Below are 18,102 nucleotides of genomic sequence, written 5' to 3' on the forward strand. Positions count from 1 at the left end.
ATGTCACACCATCACGATCTCGGCCCGTCGGAGGTCGGCAGCGTCGTGCTCGACCTCGGCGGCGACCGCGGCGCGCTGATCATCCACACCGGCCGGGACCTGCACGGCCGGGAAATCGAGATCAGCCGGGCGGACCTCGACAGCCCGCGGACCCACTCCGCGGTACGCGAGCGGCACGTCCTGGACGGGGTCTTCCACAGTGCCGTCTACCCGGATCTGGAGGCGGGTGTCTATACCGTCTGGTGGGACGAGAACACATCGGCCGGCGCGATCTCTGTTACCGGTGGGTGTATCGCCGAATTCGTCTGGCCGACCAGCTCACCCGCCCGGGTGGACTGAACCGGCGACCGCGCCGACGCCTGCGCCCTGTCCACATGGTGGACGGGGCGCAGTCGGCGTTGGACGGCTCGGCGGGCGGTACCGCAACGAGCGCGTTACCCTTTGGCCCACCAATTCTGATCTTGGTACGAGCGGCCGGCGGGGGCGTCCGGCCGGCCCGCCGGCGGTGCGCCACGGCAGAAAACTTCCGGCAACTCGCCGGGGAGGGCGTTACTCGTCCGGGGTCTGAATCGATAGGGCAGGTTGCGAGGCTACGGGCGACCGCGGCGGTCGTCCCGGACGTGTCGGGAGGGCGACTCCATTATCAAGTTTGGCTTGACGGCGCACGCATTACACGCGTGTAATTTGAATGGGGTTGTTCGCACGGAACGCAACAAATGGTGACCGTACGGACAGGCACGCCTTTCGCGTGGGGGGTTGCAGCGGCGAATGACGCCGGTGCGCGACAAGGAGGCAATCGATGGACGGCCAGCTCGAGGTGGCCGACCTGCTCGGGAACGCGCCGGAGTGGCAGGAGCGGGCGCTCTGCTCGCAGACCGACCCGGAGGCGTTCTTTCCCGAGAAGGGCGGCTCGACCCGCGAGGCGAAGCGCATCTGCTCGCGGTGCGAAGTGAAGACGGAATGCCTGGAGTACGCGCTCGGCCACGACGAGCGGTTCGGAATCTGGGGTGGCCTCTCCGAGCGGGAGCGGCGCAAGCTCAAGCGGCGGGTCGCCGCCTGATCCACGTACGGGCCGACGGGCGGTGGGGGCCGTCCGGGCCCGGGTCGCTGTCCGGCCGGCGGGGGCCGGCCGGGTGGCGGCGTCAGGCCAGCTCGTCCGGGTCCACCCCGAGCAGATTCGCCACCTGCTCGATGATCACGTCGTGCACCAGGTCGGCGAGATCCTCGCGGTCCATCGCGCGGAACTCCAGCGGCCGCCGGTAGAGCACGATCCGCGGCGGCACCTCCTGGCGGCCGGGACGCCCGGGCAGCAGCCGGGCGAGCGGCACCTCGCCGTCCTCCAGCACGTCCGAGTCGTAGACGTTCAGATCCGGCGGGACGTCCTCGACCGCGAACTCCACCCCGGCCAGCTCCTTGGCGAACCGGCGTTCGAGCGTCTCCACCGTGTCGAGCACCAGGTCGTCGAAGACCTCGGCCTTCGTCCGGGCCAGCGGGACGGTGGCCGGCACCAGCCGCCCGCGCAGCCCGCGACCGTGCCGGTCACGGTGGGTGCGCCGGCCGGAGCCGGGGCGGCGGTTCTGCGGGCTCGTCATGACGGACAGGGTAGCCCGGGGTGGCGGTCCACCCGTCGCCGCGCGGCTGTCCGGCGCGCCGGGGAGCCGATCGGAGGAATTGTGATCACCATGACGGGCGTGTCGTAACGCGAAGCGGTGCGCCGGACCCGGTAATGGGGATACCCTGCCGCCGTGAGGTCACCACGGCGCTGCTCCCGTAACGGCTGCCCCCGGCAAGCGGTCGCCACATTGACCTATGTCTACAACGAGTCGACGGCGGTGGTGGGCCCGCTCGCCGCGTTCGCCGAACCGCACACGTACGACCTGTGTGAGCCGCACGCCCGCAGCCTGACCGCCCCGCGCGGCTGGGACGTGGTGCGGCACGAGGGTGAGTTCGAGCCGCCGCCGCCCACCACCGACGACCTGGTGGCGCTGGCCGAGGCGGTCCGTGAGGCCGCCCGCCCCGCCCCGCCCCGTCCCCCCGAGGACGAACCCACCACCAAGCCCCAGGCCCCCCACCAGCAGGGCCGCCGGGGCCACCTCCGGGTCATCCCACCCCACCACTGACCGACCCCGCCGGCCTCCGCGCGTTGATCAAGGAGTTTGTGTCAAGGAAACCGTGTCCGGAAGACACAAACTCCTTGATCAACGGATTGGGAACCCGGGGTCAGTGGCCCAGGAAGCGGTTGAAGAGGTCGGCTCGGCGGGACGTGCGGGACGTACGGTGCTCGGTGTGGTCGGCTGAGGACATGATCCTCAGGCCGGCGTTCATCGCCAGCCAGCGCAGCGGCTCCGGTTCCCAGCGCGGGGAGCGGTGGCCCACCCAGGGAAGTGCCGTGAGGTCGGTCTCCACGCCGCGGATCAGGTCGGCCAGCGTACGACCGGCGAGGTTGCTGGTGCCCACTCCGTCACCGACGTACCCGCCGGCCCAGGCGAGCCCGGTGCGGCGGTCCAGCCCCACCGACGCGGCCCAGTCCCGGGCCACGCCGAGCGGCCCGCCCCAGGCGTGCGTCACCGGCACGTCCGGCCCGAGCACCGGGAACAGTTCCCCGAGCGTCCGGCGCAGCGCCGCGAACACCCGCGGCTCCCGGTCGAAGCCCGGCCGCACCCGGGAGGCGTAGTGGTAGGGCGCGCCCCGCCCGCCGAACGCGAGCCGGCCGTCGGCGGTGCGCTGGCCGTACACGATGACGTGCCGGTAGTCGGAGAACGTCTCCCGCTCCGCCAGCCCGATCCGCGCCCACGTCTCCTCGGGCAGCGGCGGGGTGGCCACCATCAGCGAGTAGACGGGCGCCACTGTGCGCCGCTGGCCGGGTAGCCCGGGCGTGTAGCCCTCGGTCGCGCGGACCACCACCGGCGCCCGGACCACGCCCGCCGGTGTCACCGCCGCGCCCGGCCGCAGCGCGGTCACCGGGGTGCGCTCGTGGATGCGTACGCCCCGGCGCTCCACCGCCCGCGCCAGGCCCCGGACGAGCTTCGCCGGGTGCACGGCGGCGCAGTGCGGGGTGTACGTGCCGCCACGTACCCCCTCGGCGTCGCACCGCGCGGCGGCCTCGGCGGCGTCCAGCAGCGTCAGGTCGTCGTCGGTGAGCCCGTGCGCGTGGGCCTGGTCGACCTCGGCGCGGGCCCGGTCGAGCTGGACCTCGCTGCGCGCCAGCGTCACCGTGCCGCCGGCCCGCCAGTCGCAGTCGATGCCCTCGGCGGCGGCGACCCGCCCCACCTCGCCGACCGTGTCGTGCATGGCCCGCTGCAGGGCGAGCGCGCGGTCCCGGCCGTGGCGTCGGGCCAGCGCCGGCAGCGAGGTGGGGAACAGCGCCGAGCACCAGCCGCCGTTGCGCCCGGATGCGCCGTACCCGGCGATCTCCCGCTCCAGCACGACGACGCGCAACGTGGGGTCGGCCTCGGCCAGGTAGTACGCCGTCCACAGCCCGGTGTACCCGGCGCCCACGATCGCCACGTCGGCGTCCGTGTCGCCGGGCAACCCGGGTCGCGGTGTCAGCGGCTCGTCCAGGCTGGACAGCCAGTACGAGAGGTGCCGGTAACCGGTCATCGGCTCAGAGTCGGGACCACGCCTCGGTCAGCACCGCGCGCAGGATCTGCTCGATCTCGTCGAAGTGCTGCTGGTCGGCGATCAGCGGCGGGGCGAGCTGCACCACCGGGTCGCCACGGTCGTCGGCCCGGCAGTAGAGCCCGGCGTCGAACAGCGCGGTGGACAGGAAGCCGCGCAGCAGCCGCTCCGACTCGGCCTCGTCGAACGTCTCCCGCGTGGCCTTGTCCTTGACCAGCTCGATGCCGTAGAAGTAGCCGTCACCGCGGACGTCGCCGACGATCGGCAGGTCGTGCAGCTTCTCCAGGGTGGACCGGAACGCGCCCTCGTTGGCCCGGACGTGCCCGATCAGGTCCTCCCGGGCGAACACCTCCAGGTTGGCCAGCGCGACCGCGCAGGAGACCGGGTGGCCGCCGAACGTCACGCCGTGCGCGAACATGCCGGTCTCGGTGAGGAACGGCTCCATCAGCCGCTCGCTGGCGATCATCGCGCCGAGCGGGGCGTAGCCGGAGGTGATGCCCTTGGCGGTGGTGATGATGTCCGGCTGGTAGCCGTACCGCACCGCGCCGAAGTACTCGCCGAGCCGGCCCCAGGAGCAGATCACCTCGTCGCTGACCAGCAGCACGTCGTACGCGTCGCAGATCTCGCGTACCCGCTCGAAGTAGCCGGGCGGCGGCGGGAAGCAGCCGCCGGAGTTCTGCACCGGCTCCAGGAAGACGGCGGCGACCGTCTCCGGCCCCTCCCGCTCGATCGCGCGGCCGATCTCCTCGGCGGCCCAGCGGCCGAACGCCTCGGGGTCGTCGCCGTGTTCGGGGGCGCGGTAGAAGTTGGTGTTCGGCACCTTGATGCCCCCGGGCACCAGCGGCTCGAAGTCGGTCTTGATGCCGGGCAGGCCGGTGATCGACAGCGCGCCCATCGAGGTGCCGTGGTAGGCGATGTAGCGGCTGACCACCTTGTGCTTGGTGGGCTTGCCGGTGCGCTTGAAGTAGGCCCGGGCCAGCTTCCACGCCGCCTCGACGGCCTCGGAGCCGCCGGTGGTGAAGAAGACCCGGTTCAGGTCGCCGGGCGTGAGCGTGGCGATCTTCTCGGCCAGCTCGACGGCCTTCGGGTGGGCGTACGACCAGAGTGGGAAGTAGGCCAGCTCGCCGGCCTGCTTGGCGGCGGCCTCGGCCAGCTCGGCGCGGCCGTGGCCGGCGTTGACGACGAACAGCCCGGCCAGCCCGTCCAGGTAGCGGCGGCCCTGCGCGTCCCAGACGTACGCGCCCTCGCCCCGGACGATTGTCGGAACCTCGCCGGCGGGGTAGCTCGCCATGCGGGTGAAGTGCATCCACAGGTGGTCGGTGGCGTTGGCCATGTCAGCCCCATCGGGTCTCGGGCCGGTCAGGGGTGACACCGGCCGCTCTGCCCACGGTTATCCCACAGGCGGTGCCGATAAGGCAAGCGAAGAAGCTTCACCGCGACGGATTCAGCGCCATATCACTGCGCTGTCAACGGAATCCGCATCAGGCGGTGCCCCAGCTGTAGGTCTGCTTGCGCAGCTTCAGGTAGACGAACGCCTCGGTGGAGAGCACTCCGGGCACGCCGCGCAGCTTCTGCAGGATCTCCAGCAGGTGCGCGTCGTTGCGGCAGACCACCTCGGCCAGCAGGTCGAACGAGCCGGCGGTGATCACCACGTAGTCGATCTCCTCGAACTCGGCCAGCCGGTCGGCCACCGACTCCAGGTCACCGTCGGTGCGCAGCCCGATCATGGCCTGGCGGGGGAAGCCGAGCTGGAGCGGATCGGTGACCGCGACGATCTGCATGACGCCCGCGTCGAGCAGCCGCTGCACCCGCTGGCGTACCGCCGCCTCGGAGAGGCCCACCGCCTTGCCGATGCTCGCGTACGGGCGGCGCCCGTCCTCCTGGAGCTGCTCGATGATCTGCTTCGCCACGTCGTCGAGCAGAACGTGATTGGCTCCTTCACGCACGGTGACCCGACGGCCGCCGTTGGCGTTCTCCTGGTGCCGGTTGACCATCGACGCTCCTTGTGTCCGATTCTTCGTATCGAGCGTAGTGCCCCGCGCAGTCTGGCGTATTTCGTGGCGACTGGCTATTCCAGCAACGGAATCCCTTGTGAGAGAGGTTTTCTCATGTCAGGATCAGTCGTCCATCGCCACTGACCCTCCCGCCGGCGTGCCGCCCCCCGTCCCGCCGCCGACGATGCCCCCCAAGGAGTCGTCACATGCGTAGTCCCCTTCGGACCCTCACCCGGCGTGGTCTGCTCACCGGGACCGTCGGCTCGGCCGCACTGCTCGCCACCGCGGGCGCCCTGGCCGGCTGCGGGACCAAGGGCGCCCAGCAGACCGAAGCCGGTTGCAAGAGCGAGGATCTGTCCGCCACCGAGAAGAAGGTCGCCTTCTCGAACTGGCCGCAGTACATGGACACCGACGAGAAGGACGAGTCCAAGCGCCCCACGCTCGACGCGTTCGTCGCCGCCACCGGCATCCAGGTGACGTACACCGAGGACGTCAACGACAACAACGAGTTCTTCGGCAAGGTGCGCAACCAGCTCGCCGGGTGTCAGAGCACCGGCCGGGACATCATGGTGCTCACCGACTGGATGGCCGCCCGGGTGATCCGCCTCGGCTGGGTCCAGAAGCTGGACAAGTCGAAGATGCCGAACGTCGAGGCGAACCTGCTGCAGTCGCTGCGCGGTCGCTCCTTCGACGCCGAGACCCAGCTCGCCGTCCCGTGGCAGTCCGGTCTCGCCGGGCTCGCGTACAACGCGAACGTCACCAAGGAGATCCGCACCGTCGACGAGCTGCTCACCCGCCCCGATCTCAAGGGCAAGGTGACTGTGCTGTCGGAGATGCGCGACACCATCGGCCTGCTGCTCCAGTCGCTCGGCCACGACCCGGCCAAGTTCACCTCGGCCCAGTTCGACGACGCGCTGAACAAGCTGAAGAAGGCCGTGGACAGCAAGCAGATCCGGCGGTTCACCGGCAACGACTACGCGCCCGATCTGGCCAAGGGCGACATCGCCGCGTGCATCGGCTGGTCCGGCGACGTGGTCCAGCTCGGCTTCGACGACGAGAAGATCAAGTTCGTGGTGCCCGAGTCCGGCGTGATGCTCTGGTCGGACAACATGCTGGTGCCGAACAAGGCCACCCACAAGGCCAACGCCGAGGCGTTGATGAACCACTACTACGACCCGGCGGTGGCGGCGAAGCTGGCCGCGTACGTCAACTACATCTGCCCGGTGCAGGGCGCGCAGGCCGAGATGGAGAAGATCGACCCGGACCTGGCGAGCAACCCGCTGATCTTCCCGGACGACACGATGCTGTCCAAAGCCAAGGTCTTCATGGCGCTCGACGAGGCGCAGGAGAAGGAGTACGAGACCAAGTTCCAGCAGGTGATCGGCGCGTGAAGGGGCAGCAGACCCCGGCCGGCGACCTGCGCCTGGTCGACCTGACCAAGCGGTTCGGCGTCTTCACCGCCGTCGACGACCTCACCCTCACCATCCCGCAGGGCTCGTTCTTCGCCCTGCTCGGCGCGTCCGGCTGCGGCAAGACCACCACACTGCGGATGATCGCCGGGCTGGAGCAGCCGACCAGCGGGCAGGTGCTGCTCGGCGAGCAGGACATTGCCGGGCTGCGGCCGTACAAGCGGCCGGTCAACACGGTGTTCCAGAGCTACGCGCTCTTCCCGCACCTGGACATCCACGAGAACGTGGCGTTCGGGCTGCGCCGCCGCGGCATCCGCAAGGTGAGCGACCAGGTGGAGCAGATGCTCGCGCTGGTGCAGCTCGAAGGGTACGGCCGACGCCGCCCGGCCCAGCTCTCCGGCGGCCAGCAGCAGCGCGTCGCGCTGGCCCGGGCGCTCATCAACCACCCGCAGGTGCTGCTGCTCGACGAGCCGCTCGGCGCGCTCGACCTCAAGCTGCGCCGGCAGATGCAGATCGAGCTGAAACGGATCCAGACCGAGGTCGGCATCACGTTCGTGCACGTCACCCACGACCAGGAGGAGGCCATGACGATGGCCGACACGGTCGCGGTGATGAACGCCGGCCGGATCGAGCAGCTCGGCGCGCCCGCCGACATCTACGAGTACCCGGCCACCGCGTTCGTGGCGAACTTCCTCGGCCAGTCCAACCTGCTCGCCGCCGAAGCCGGCGGGCGCGCCGCCGACGACGTGCTGGTCACGGCGCACGGCTCGCGCTTCTCGGTGCCCGCCGGCCGGGCCCGGCTCACCGACGGGCCGGCCTTCCTCGGCGTACGTCCGGAGAAGCTGCACCTGGTCGACGACCCGGACCGGGTGCCGGCCGGACACCAGCACGTCGGTGGCGTGGTCAGCGACGCCTCCTACGTCGGGGTGAGCACCCAGTACCTGGTGCGCACCGCGTGGGGCAGCGAGCTGACCGCGTTCGCCGCGAACAGCGGGCTGGGCGGTCAGTTGGCGGTCGGCACGGCGGTGACCGCGCACTGGGATCCGCGGCACGCGTTCCTGCTGCCCCGGGCCGCCGGTGAGGACGACCAGACCGCGCCGCTGCTCGACGAGCCGCCGGTGGGTGCGTCGGCATGAGCGAGCGCAGCGAGCGAATCGGCTGGCTCAGCGCGAAGGTGTCTCATGGCGGCACGGAGCGAAGCGGAGTGGCGGCATGAGCGCGCTGGCCCACGTACCGACCTCCGCCGGGAAACCGGCGCCGCCGCCGTTGCGGCGCGGGCGCAGCCGGCTCCTGCCGTACCTGTTGCTGCTGCCCGGCGCGGTCTGGCTGCTCGTCTTCTTCGCGCTGCCGCTGGTGCAGCTCGCCTCGGCCAGCCTCTACGACCCGGCCGGCTCGCTCTCCACCGGGTACGCGATGACCTGGGCGTTCGGCAACTACCCGGACGCGCTCCAGGCGTACTGGCCGCAGTTCTCCCGGTCGTTCCTCTACTCGGCGATCGCGCTGGTGCTCGCGCTGCTGATGGGCTACCCGCTGGCGTACGCGATCGCGCAGAAGGCCGGCCGGTGGAAGAACCTGCTGCTGGTGGCCGTGGTCGCGCCGATGTTCACCAGCTTCCTGGTGCGCACGCTGGCGTGGAAGACCATCCTGTCGGACAACGGCGCGCTGGTCGGGCTGCTGCGCGACGTGCACCTGCTCGGACCGGACGGCCGGCTGCTGGCCACCCCGATCGCCGTGGTGCTCGGCCTGACCTACAACTTCCTGCCGTTCCTGGTGCTGCCGCTGTACGCGAGCCTGGAGCGGCTCGATCCCCGGCTGCTGGAGGCGGCGAGCGACCTGTACGCGAGCCCGCTGCGCGCGTTCGCCAAGGTCACGCTGCCGCTGTCGATGCCCGGCCTGATCGCCGGCACGCTGCTGTTCTTCATCCCGGCCACCGGTGACTACATCAACGCCGAGCTGCTCGGTACGCCGAACGAGTACATGATCGGCAACGTCATCGACTCGGCGTTCCTGGTCCGGCTGGACTATCCGCAGGGCGCGGCGCTGTCGTTCCTGCTGATGGCCGCGATCCTGGCGATCGTCTTCGTCTACCTGCGCCGCGCGGGAACGGAGGAGGTCCTGTGAGCAGACTGAAGCGCTGGCTCGCCGACCGGTGGGTGATGGGCGTGGCCCTGCTCGTCCTCGGCTACCTGACGCTGCCGATCATGGTGGTCGCCGGTCTGTCCTTCAACCGGCCCTCCAGCCGGCTATCCTACGACTTCAACGAGTTCACGCTCGACAACTGGAAGCAGCCCTGCGCCACCTCGGACATGTGCGACGCAGTGGTGCGCAGCATGCAGATCGGGCTCATCGCCACAGTCGTCTCCACGCTCCTCGGCACGCTGATGGCGTTCGCGCTGGTCCGGCACAGCTTCCGCGGCCGGTCCGGGCTCAACGGTCTGATCTTCCTGCCGATGGCCACCCCGGAACTGGTGATGGGCACCTCGCTGCTCGCCCTCTTCGTCGCCGCCGGGGTGCCGCAGGGCTTCTGGACGATCGTCATCGCGCACGTCATGTTCTGCATGTCGTTCGTCGTGGTCACCGTGAAGGCCCGGCTCTCCGGCATGGACCGGCGGCTGGAGGAGGCCGCCATGGACCTGTACGCCAGCGAGTGGCAGACGTTCCGAAGGATCACGCTGCCGCTCGTGCTGCCCGGCATCGTGGCCGCCGCGCTGCTGGCGTTCTCGCTCAGCTTCGACGACTTCATCATCACGAACTTCAACGCCGGCACCACAGTCACGTTCCCCATGTACGTCTGGGGCGCCTCCCAGCGGGGCATCCCGCCGCAGGTGAACGTGATCGGCACGGCCATGTTCGTGATCGCGTTGCTGCTGGTCGGGGCCACCTCGCTGCGCGGGCGGCGGGCGCGACGGGCCGCCCTCGCGGTGGTCGCCACACCGGCGGGCAAGCCATGACACTCCCGCATACCGGCCGGGCGCTGGCCGACGCCGCGCCCGTGCCGTACTGGCTGGACCGCCCGGAGCGGCCCGACCCGCTGCCGCCGCTGTCCGGCTCGCACACCGCCGACCTGCTCGTGGTCGGCGGCGGGTACGCCGGACTGTGGACCGCGCTGCTCGCAAAGGAGGCCGACCCGGACCGGGACGTGCTGCTGGTCGACGCGGGCACGTGCGGCTGGGCGGCGTCCGGGCGCAACGGCGGGTTCTGCGCCGCCTCGCTGACCCACGGGCTCGCCAACGGCGTCGAGCGGTTCCCCGGCGAGATCGGCGAGCTGGAACGGCTGGGCCGGGAGAACCTGGACGCCATCGCCGCCACGGTGGCGAAGTACGACATCGACTGCGACTTCGAACGCACCGGTGAGCTGGCGGTGGCGGTCGAGCCGTACCAGCTCGACGGGCTCGCCGCGGACGCCGACCTGGCCCGCCGGTACGGCCACGACGTGCGGCTGCTCGACCGCGACGAGGTACGCGCCGAGGTGGCGTCGCCGACGTACCTGGGCGGGATGTGGGACCGCGACCGGGTGGCGCTGCTCGACCCGGCGAAGCTCGCCTGGGGACTGCGCCGGGCCGCACTCGACCTGGGCGTACGCGTGCACGAGCACACCCGCGTCACCGGCCTGGCCGGCGACGGCGCGGCGCTGCTCGCCAGCACGGCGGGCGGCGCGGACGCGGCGCCCGGCGCGGTACGGGCGCGGCAGGTCGTGCTCGCCACGAACGCGTTCCCGCCGCTGCTGCGCCGGCTGCGTTCCTGGATCGTGCCGGTCTACGACTACGCGCTGATGACCGAGCCGCTGACCGCCGCGCAGCGCGACGCGATCGGCTGGCGGCACCGGCAGGGGCTCGCCGACACCGGCAACCAGTTCCACTACTACCGGCTCACCGCCGACAACCGGATCCTGTTCGGCGGCTACGACGCGATCTACCACTACGGCAACCGGGTGGCGCCCGCGCTGGAGCAGCGCGAGGCCACCTTCACTACGCTCGCCTCGCACTTCTTCACGACGTTCCCGCAGCTCGCCGATGTGCGCTTCAGTCACCGCTGGGGTGGCGTCATCGACACCTGCACCCGGTTCTGCGCGTTCTTCGGCACCGCGTACTCCGGACGCCTGGCGTACGCGGCCGGGTTCACCGGGCTCGGCGTGGGCGCGACGCGATTCGGCGCCCGCGTGACGCTCGACCTGCTCTCCGGCACCGACACCCCGCTGACCCGGCTCGACCTGGTGCGCCGCAAGCCGCTGCCGTTCCCGCCGGAACCGGTCCGGTCCGTGGGCATCAACCTCACCCGCTGGTCGCTCGCCCGCGCCGACGCGCGCGACGGACGGCGCAACCTCTGGCTCCGTACTCTCGACCGTCTTGGACTGGGGTTCGACTCCTGATGCGTATCCTCCTCGTCGGCGCCGGTGGCGTCGGCTCCGCAGCCGTATCCATCGCCGCCCGCCGTACCTTCTTCGAGCTCATGGTGGTCGCCGACCACGACCCGGCGCGGGCGGCGCGGGCCGTCGCCGGGCACGGCGACCGGTTCGTCGCCGCCACTGTGGACGCGTCCTCCGCCGACGCTGTGGCCGCGCTGTGCCGGGAACACCGGATCACGCACGTCCTCAACGCGGTCGACCCGCGTTTCGTCATGCCGATCTTCGACGGCGCGTTCGCCGCCGGGGCCGACTACCTGGACATGGCGATGTCGCTGTCCCGGCCGCACCCCGAGCGTCCCTACGCCCAGACCGGGGTCAAGCTCGGCGACGAGCAGTTCGCCGTCGCGGAGCAATGGGCCGCCGCGGGGCGGCTCGCGCTCTGCGGCATCGGCGTCGAACCGGGCCTGTCCGACGTCTTCGCCCGCTACGCCGCCGACGAACTCTTCGCCGAGATCGACGAGATCGGGGTACGCGACGGCGCGAACCTGACGGTCGCCGGCTACGACTTCGCGCCCTCGTTCTCCATCTGGACCACCATCGAGGAGTGCCTCAACCCGCCGGTGATCTGGGAGGCCGGGCGCGGCTGGTTCACCACCGAACCGTTCAGCGAGCCGGAGGTCTTCGACTTCCCGGCCGGGATCGGCCCGGTCGAGTGCGTCAACGTCGAGCACGAGGAGGTGCTGCTCATCCCGCGCTGGGTCCAGGCGAAGCGGGTCACCTTCAAGTACGGCCTCGGCGCCGAGTTCATCGAGGTGCTGCGCACGCTGCACAAGCTCGGGCTCGACTCGACCGAGCCGGTGCGGGTACGCGGCGTCGACGTGTCGCCGCGCGACCTGGTGGCCGCCGCGCTGCCCGATCCGGCCACGCTCGGCGACCGGATGAGCGGCAAGACCTGCGCCGGCACGTACGTCACCGGCACCGGCCCGGACGGGCGGCCGCGCCGGGTCTACCTGTACCACGTGGTCGACAACGAGTGGTCGATGGCCGAGTACGGCCACCAGGCGGTGGTCTGGCAGACCGCAGTCAACCCGGTCGTGGCGCTGGAGCTGCTCGCCACCGGCGCCTGGTCCGGCACGGGCGTGCTCGGTCCCGAGGCGTTCCCGCCGACCCCCTTCCTGGACCTGCTCACCGGCTACGGTTCGCCGTGGGGGATGGAGGAACGATGACCCGGTACGGCCCGATGTACGGCCCCGACATCACGTTCCTCGGCGTGCCGCCGTGCACGGTCGAGGAGCCGGTCACGTACGCCGACGCGGACGTGGTGATCATCGGGGCGCCGTTCGACGGTGGCACCTCGCACCGGCCCGGCACCCGGTTCGGGCCGTCCGCCATCCGGCAGGCCTGCTACCTGCCGCACGACGGCTCCCGCCCGTCGCTGGCGCTGCGCGTGGACGGGCTGAAGGACCTGTGCGTCTACGACGCCGGCGACGTGGAGATGTTCAGCGGCGACATCGAGCGTTCGCTCGCCGCGCTGGAGACCGCCGTGCACGCGGTCGCCGCCGCCGGGGCGATCCCGGTGGTCCTCGGCGGCGACCACTCCATCGCGCTGCCCGACGCCACCGGCGTGGCCCGGCACCACGGGCTCGGCCGGGTGTCGCTGGTGCACTTCGACGCGCACGCCGACACCGGGGACGTCGAGTTCGGCTCGCTGCACGGCCACGGCCAGCCGATGCGCCGGCTGATCGAGTCCGGCGCGGTACGCGGCGACCGCTTCCTGCAGATCGGGCTGCGCGGCTACTGGCCCGGCCCGGACACGCTGGCGTGGATGGCCGAGCAGCGGATGCGCTCGTACGAGATGACCGAGATCGTGGCGCGCGGCCTGGACACCTGCCTGACCGAGGCGTTCGGCATCGCGACCGACGAGTGCGAGGGCGTGTTCCTCTCCGTCGACGTGGACGTGGTCGACCCCGGCATGGCCCCCGGCACCGGCACGCCCGAGCCGGGCGGGTTCACCTCCCGGCAACTGCTCGACGCGGTCCGCCGGGTCTGTTACGAGCTGCCGGTGGTCGGGCTGGACGTGGTCGAGGTCGCCCCGCCGTACGACCACGCCGACATCACCGCGTACCTGGGCAACCGGGTGGTGCTGGAGGCGCTCTCAGCGATAGCCCGCCGCCGCCGCGACGCCGAAACCGGAACCCCGTGGAACCCCACCCAGCCCCTCCTGGATGACCGCTGACTGGTAGGCCGGGATGTTTAGCCCGGGCTATAGTCAGGGCATGGGTGCGGACGGGAAGCGCTGGTCGGTCCGGGTCACCGGAGAGGTCCGGCACTGGCTGCGCGACCTGCGGGACCACGACCCGGCGTCGTACGAGAGCGTCCGGGTGGCGGTGGACAAGCTGGCCGAGGTCGGGCCGGGGCTGGGCCGCCCGCTCGTGGACACGCTGCGCGGAAGCAGTCTCCGTAATCTCAAGGAGTTGCGGCCCCGCTCCGGTCGGGACGTGGCTATCCGGGTGCTGTTCGTCTTCGATCCGTGGTCGCAGGCGGTCCTGCTGGTCGCCGGCAACAAGGCGGGCGACTGGAGTCGCTGGTACCGGCAGCACATCCCGGCGGCGGAGGTTGCCTACAAGGCTTGGCTCGACAGCGAGCGCGAGCGAAGGGGGGAGTCGTGACGGAGTTCTATCACTGGGACGAGGTCCGCGCCGAACTCGGCGGCGACGACGAGGCCTACGAGGCGGAGCGCGCCCGGACCGACGCCTGGGTGAGCGCGTTCCACCTGGCCGAGGAGCGCAAGCGGCTGGGCCTGACCCAGCGGCAGGTCGCCGAGATCATGGGGGTCACGCCCGGCCGGGTGAGCCAGATCGAGAACGGCGACCTCGACGTCAACGAGGTGGCAACGCTGAGCCGGTACGCCAATGCCCTCGGAGCCCGGCTGCGGATCATCTTCGACTACGGCGACGACCTCCGGCAGATCGCCTGACCGGAGGCCGCCGAGGCGGTCAGGGGCGGGCGCAGCGGGGGCGCAGGCGTACGGGCTCGGTGGTTTCGGTGATCGAGTTGGGCTCGATCACCAGGCGGGCGATCGTGGTGGCCGGGCCGGGGCGGAATCTGCCCTGGTCGGCGGGGATGGTCGCGGTCCAGGTGCCGGCGGGGCGCTCGTCGGTGCACGCGCCGATCACGCCGAACCCGAAGCCGTTGACCGAGCCGCGCCGCTGGTCGAGGTGCACCTCGATGTAGGCGAGGCCGCGCTCGGCGCCGCAGTCGAACCGGCCGCCGACGGTGGCGGTGTGCGCCCGCCCGTCGGCCGTGCCGAACCAGTTGACGGAGATGCTCGGAGAGGCCGCCGGGGCGGCGACGGCGGCGCCGGGTGAGAGCCCGAGCGTGGCGGCGGTGGCCAAGGCGGTGAGGCCGGCGGCGAGCACTGGCTGTCGGACCGGGTGCATGGGCGGTCTCCTGTCGGGCGGTGGGATGCGACTCCGAAGTGGACGGCGTCAGCATCCCACCGCCGCGATGCCCGCGAGCTGCAAGATCTCGGACAGATCAGCGGTTCAGGTGGGACCGGATGAGGAACCGGACGCCCTCCGGTGCCTCCAGGGAGAAGCCGCTGCCCCGGCCGGGCACCACGTCGACGGTGAGCCGGGTGTGCTTCCACAGCTCCCACTGGGCCTTCGACATCCAGAACTCCACCGGCTCGGGCACGCCGTCGACAGTCAGCGAGGCGAGCAGCACGTCCGAGCCGCCGGTGCGGAACTCTCCGGCCGGGTAGCACATCGGGGCGCTGCCGTCGCAGCAGCCGCCGGACTGGTGGAACATCAGCGGGCCGTGCTGCCCCCGCAGCGACCGGATCAGGTCGGCCGCCGCGGGGGTCACTGTCACGGTGTCGCCCATCAGAAGAAGCCGAGCTTCTTCGGCGAGTAGCTGACCAGCAGGTTCTTGGTCTGCTGGTAGTGCTCCAGCATCATCTTGTGGTTCTCCCGGCCGATGCCTGACTGCTTGTAGCCGCCGAACGCCGCGTGCGCCGGGTAGGCGTGGTAGCAGTTCGTCCAGACCCGGCCGGCCTGGATGGCGCGCCCGGCCCGGTACGCGGTGTTGAGGTCCCGGGTCCACACGCCCGCGCCGAGCCCGTACAGCGTGTCGTTGGCGATCTTCACGGCGTCGTCCAGGTCGGCGAAGGAGGTCACGGACACCACCGGGCCGAAGATCTCCTCCTGGAAGATCCGCATCGAGTTGTCGCCCTCGAAGATCGTCGGCTGGACGTAGTAGCCGCCGGACAGCTCGCCGCCGAGGTCGGCCCGCTCGCCGCCGGCCAGGACGCGAGCGCCCTCCTGCCGCCCGATGTCCAGGTAGGACAGGATCTTCTCCAACTGGTCGTTGGAGGCCTGCGCGCCGACCATCGTGTCGGTGTCCAGCGGGTGCCCCTGCTTGACCGCCTTCGTCCGCTCGACGGCGGCGGCGAGGAAGTCGGAGTAGTGGCCCTGCTGGATGAGCGCCCGGGACGGGCAGGTGCACACCTCGCCCTGGTTGAGGGCGAACATGGTGAAGCCTTCGAGAGCCTTGTCCAGGAAGTCGTCGGAGGCGGCGCTGACGTCGTCGAAGAAGATGTTCGGGCTCTTGCCACCGAGTTCCAGCGTGACCGGCTTGATGTTCTCGCTGGCGTACTGCATGATCAGCCGCCCGGTGGTGGTCTCGCCGGTGAACGCCACCTTCGCCACCCGCGGCGAGGACGCCAGCGGCTTGCCCGCCTCGACGCCGAAGCCGTTCACCACGTTGATCACGCCCGGCGGCAGCAGGTCGCCGATCAGCGAGAGCAGGTAGTGGATCGAGGCGGGCGTCTGCTCGGCCGGCTTGAGCACCACCGCGTTGCCGGCGGCCAGCGCCGGGGCGAGCTTCCACACCGCCATGAGGATCGGGAAGTTCCACGGGATGATCTGCCCGACCACGCCGAGCGGCTCGTGGAAGTGGTAGGCGACGGTGTCGTCGTCGAGTTCGCCGAGCGAGCCCTCCTGCGCCCGGATCGCCCCGGCGAAATAGCGGAAGTGGTCGATCGCGAGCGGGATGTCGGCGGCGAGCGTCTCGCGTACCGGCTTGCCGTTCTCCCACGTCTCGGCGATCGCCAGGGACTCCAGGTTGTCCTGCATGCGGTCGGCGATCCGGTTGAGGATCAGCGAGCGTTCGGCGACCGACGTGCGGCCCCACGCGTCGGCCGCGCCGTGTGCCGCGTCCAGCGCCTTCTCCACGTCCTCGGCGGTGCCCCGGGCCACCTCGCAGAAGGTCTGCCCGGTCACCGGGGTCGGGTTCTCGAAGTACTTGCCACCGTGCGGCTTCACGTACTCGCCGCCGATGTAGTGGTCGTAGCGGGACTGCCAGTGGGTGGGGGCGTCGTAGCGCGTCATGGGTACCTCCGCCGTCCGTCTGGGGTGGATGGCGGGCAGGCTAGTTTCCAGGACGTTGCAGGAACGTTGCGCGCGGCAGCGCGTACTCCTCGGCGAGCTGGCGGGCCCGCGCGAGCGCGAGCGGCCGGCGGGGCGCGCCCGGCGGCAGCGCCCGCGCCAGGGCCTGCCAAGCGGCCAGGTCGTCGGCGCCGGCCGCCGTCGCGGTCCAGGCCGCGAGCAGCCCCGGGTCGCCGCCGGCCAGCACGGCGGCGCGCAACTGGCCGTCGACCAGGCGGCGCAGTCGCGCGACTCCCGGTGCGTCCGACAGGGGCAGCAGGGGCCCACGGTACGCGCGCAGCGCCGCCGCCGGATCGCCACGTTCCAGCAGTTCGGTGACGGTACGGAAGTCGGCGCGCACGGTCGGGCGCAGCCGGTACGGGCGGGAGTCGAGCAGCTCCTCGCCGAGCACGCGGCGCAGCCGGGACAGCTCGGCGCGCAGCGTGACCGGGTGCCGCCTGTCGTCGCCGTAGAGGTCGAGGCCGAGCTGTTCCCCGGTGCGCCCCTCGGGATGGTCGACGAGCAGCACCAGCAGCTCGCTGTGCCGGCGACCGAGCCGGATGCGCCGGCCGCCGACGCGCAGCTCCGCCTCGTCGCGGCCGAGCGCCGACACGTACGCGACGTCCGGCGCGGCGGGCGCGACGCCGGCCAGGAACGCCTCGGCGGCCCGGGCGGTGGCCCGGACCAGAGCCAGGCTCTGCGGGTTGGCCAGGTGGTCCCCGCCGGTGATGTCGACGGCGCCGAGCAGCGCGCCGCTGACCGGGTCGTGGATCGGCGCGGCGGCGCAGGTCCAGCGCTGCACCGGCCGCACGAAGTGCTCGGTGGCGAAGATCTGCACGCCGTGGTCGACGGCGAGGGCGGTGCCGGGCGCGTTCGTGCCGGCGTGCGCCTCGTCCCAGCGTGCGCCCGGTACGAAGTTCATCCGCTCGGCGTGCCGCAGCACCCCGGGGTGGCCCTCCACCCAGAGCAGCCGCCCGGCGGCGTCGCAGACCGCCATCAGGTGCGCGCCGTCCTGCGCGATGCCGCCGAGCAGGTCGCGGAAGAGCGGCATCACCCGGGCGAGCGGGTGCGCGGCGCGGTACGTCTCCAGCGCGTCGTCGGTGAGGTCGACCGGCGCGGTGGCCTCCGGGTCGAGCAGCGCGGACCGCTCCCAGGAACGGGCCACCACCTCCCGGACCCGGCCGGATGTGGTGCCGGCGGTGAGGAACGCCTCGTGGGCGGCACCGACCTGCGCGATCCGCTCCGCCGGATCCGCGCCGAACTCCAGGGCGAGCCACGGGTCAGCCACCAGCGCCTCCTTCCACCCATCG

The 18,102-nt window shown here is 71.6% G+C and carries 20 protein-coding genes; 12 read left to right on the forward strand and 8 right to left on the reverse strand.

The window, feature by feature from the left end; genetic code table 11:
• Both A4R25_RS20015 and A4R25_RS20020 read left to right on the forward strand, forming a co-directional pair.
• Complete coding sequence (locus A4R25_RS20015; protein ID WP_043326469.1) at positions 1-339, forward strand: hypothetical protein; 339 nt, start codon at positions 1-3, stop codon at positions 337-339.
• 460 nt (positions 340-799) lie between these two features.
• Entirely contained in the window at positions 800-1,060 is a 261-nt protein-coding gene (locus A4R25_RS20020) for a WhiB family transcriptional regulator (RefSeq protein ID WP_013284161.1), read from the forward strand.
• Between the two features lie 82 nt (positions 1,061-1,142).
• Here the strand turns inward: A4R25_RS20020 and A4R25_RS20025 are convergent, their stop codons facing one another.
• A complete protein-coding gene (locus A4R25_RS20025; protein WP_018787548.1) occupies positions 1,143-1,592 on the reverse strand; it encodes a metallopeptidase family protein in 450 nt (149 codons plus the stop codon).
• Between the two features lie 153 nt (positions 1,593-1,745).
• Between A4R25_RS20025 and A4R25_RS20030 the strand changes: the two genes are divergently transcribed.
• Positions 1,746-2,120 (forward strand): DUF3499 domain-containing protein, encoded by a 375-nt coding sequence (locus tag A4R25_RS20030; protein WP_043326466.1) that lies wholly within the window; start codon positions 1,746-1,748, stop codon positions 2,118-2,120.
• Between the two features lie 100 nt (positions 2,121-2,220).
• Here the strand turns inward: A4R25_RS20030 and A4R25_RS20035 are convergent, their stop codons facing one another.
• From A4R25_RS20035 to A4R25_RS20045, 3 genes are all read right to left on the reverse strand, one after another.
• On the reverse strand, positions 2,221-3,600 hold the full coding sequence (locus tag A4R25_RS20035) for an FAD-binding oxidoreductase (protein WP_064447709.1): 1,380 nt from the start codon (positions 3,598-3,600) through the stop codon (positions 2,221-2,223).
• Positions 3,601-3,604: 4 nt separating this feature from the next.
• Positions 3,605-4,951, reverse strand: coding sequence for an aspartate aminotransferase family protein (locus A4R25_RS20040; protein ID WP_064447710.1), 1,347 nt, complete (start codon positions 4,949-4,951; stop codon positions 3,605-3,607).
• 148 nt (positions 4,952-5,099) lie between these two features.
• A complete protein-coding gene (locus tag A4R25_RS20045) occupies positions 5,100-5,612 on the reverse strand; it encodes an Lrp/AsnC family transcriptional regulator (protein WP_030501361.1) in 513 nt (170 codons plus the stop codon).
• 206 nt (positions 5,613-5,818) lie between these two features.
• Between A4R25_RS20045 and A4R25_RS20050 the strand changes: the two genes are divergently transcribed.
• The 9 genes from A4R25_RS20050 (at position 5,819) to A4R25_RS20090 (ending at position 14,343) form a co-directional block, all read left to right on the forward strand.
• A complete protein-coding gene (locus A4R25_RS20050) occupies positions 5,819-7,003 on the forward strand; it encodes a spermidine/putrescine ABC transporter substrate-binding protein (protein ID WP_064447711.1) in 1,185 nt (394 codons plus the stop codon).
• Positions 7,000-8,157 (forward strand): ABC transporter ATP-binding protein, encoded by a 1,158-nt coding sequence (locus tag A4R25_RS20055; protein ID WP_064447712.1) that lies wholly within the window; start codon positions 7,000-7,002, stop codon positions 8,155-8,157. The genes A4R25_RS20050 and A4R25_RS20055 overlap by 4 nt, the downstream gene beginning before the upstream one ends.
• Positions 8,158-8,233: 76 nt before the next feature.
• Positions 8,234-9,142, forward strand: a complete 909-nt coding sequence (locus A4R25_RS20060) for an ABC transporter permease (RefSeq protein WP_064447713.1) — start codon at positions 8,234-8,236, stop codon at positions 9,140-9,142.
• Positions 9,139-9,972: an ABC transporter permease gene (locus A4R25_RS20065; RefSeq protein WP_082931077.1), complete on the forward strand. Its 834-nt coding sequence runs from the start codon at positions 9,139-9,141 to the stop codon at positions 9,970-9,972. Before A4R25_RS20060 ends, A4R25_RS20065 begins: the two co-directional genes overlap by 4 nt.
• Complete coding sequence (locus A4R25_RS20070) at positions 9,969-11,390, forward strand: FAD-binding oxidoreductase (protein WP_043326455.1); 1,422 nt, start codon at positions 9,969-9,971, stop codon at positions 11,388-11,390. The genes A4R25_RS20065 and A4R25_RS20070 overlap by 4 nt, the downstream gene beginning before the upstream one ends.
• On the forward strand, positions 11,390-12,592 hold the full coding sequence (locus A4R25_RS20075) for a saccharopine dehydrogenase family protein (RefSeq protein WP_043326453.1): 1,203 nt from the start codon (positions 11,390-11,392) through the stop codon (positions 12,590-12,592). The genes A4R25_RS20070 and A4R25_RS20075 overlap by 1 nt, the downstream gene beginning before the upstream one ends.
• On the forward strand, positions 12,589-13,602 hold the full coding sequence (gene speB / locus A4R25_RS20080; RefSeq protein WP_064447714.1) for an agmatinase: 1,014 nt from the start codon (positions 12,589-12,591) through the stop codon (positions 13,600-13,602). The genes A4R25_RS20075 and speB overlap by 4 nt, the downstream gene beginning before the upstream one ends.
• Positions 13,603-13,642: 40 nt before the next feature.
• On the forward strand, positions 13,643-14,035 hold the full coding sequence (locus A4R25_RS20085) for a type II toxin-antitoxin system RelE/ParE family toxin (RefSeq protein WP_043326449.1): 393 nt from the start codon (positions 13,643-13,645) through the stop codon (positions 14,033-14,035).
• Positions 14,032-14,343: a helix-turn-helix domain-containing protein gene (locus A4R25_RS20090; RefSeq protein WP_013284175.1), complete on the forward strand. Its 312-nt coding sequence runs from the start codon at positions 14,032-14,034 to the stop codon at positions 14,341-14,343. The genes A4R25_RS20085 and A4R25_RS20090 overlap by 4 nt, the downstream gene beginning before the upstream one ends.
• Positions 14,344-14,362: 19 nt before the next feature.
• Here A4R25_RS20090 and A4R25_RS20095 read toward each other — a convergent pair whose 3' ends face one another.
• The 4 genes from A4R25_RS20095 to A4R25_RS20110 form a co-directional block, all read right to left on the reverse strand.
• Positions 14,363-14,806, reverse strand: coding sequence for a hypothetical protein (locus A4R25_RS20095; RefSeq protein WP_064447715.1), 444 nt, complete (start codon positions 14,804-14,806; stop codon positions 14,363-14,365).
• Between the two features lie 97 nt (positions 14,807-14,903).
• A complete protein-coding gene (locus A4R25_RS20100; RefSeq protein ID WP_043326443.1) occupies positions 14,904-15,251 on the reverse strand; it encodes a DUF779 domain-containing protein in 348 nt (115 codons plus the stop codon).
• Positions 15,251-16,756: an aldehyde dehydrogenase gene (adh, locus tag A4R25_RS20105; protein WP_043326441.1), complete on the reverse strand. Its 1,506-nt coding sequence runs from the start codon at positions 16,754-16,756 to the stop codon at positions 15,251-15,253. Before adh ends, A4R25_RS20100 begins: the two co-directional genes overlap by 1 nt.
• 40 nt (positions 16,757-16,796) lie before the next feature.
• Positions 16,797-18,080 (reverse strand): hypothetical protein, encoded by a 1,284-nt coding sequence (locus tag A4R25_RS20110; protein ID WP_064447716.1) that lies wholly within the window; start codon positions 18,078-18,080, stop codon positions 16,797-16,799.
• Between the last annotated feature and the right edge of the window lie 22 nt (positions 18,081-18,102).

It is taken from the genome of Micromonospora sp. NBRC 110037, assembly GCF_001652995.1.
Taxonomy (GTDB): domain Bacteria; phylum Actinomycetota; class Actinomycetes; order Mycobacteriales; family Micromonosporaceae; genus Micromonospora; species Micromonospora chalcea.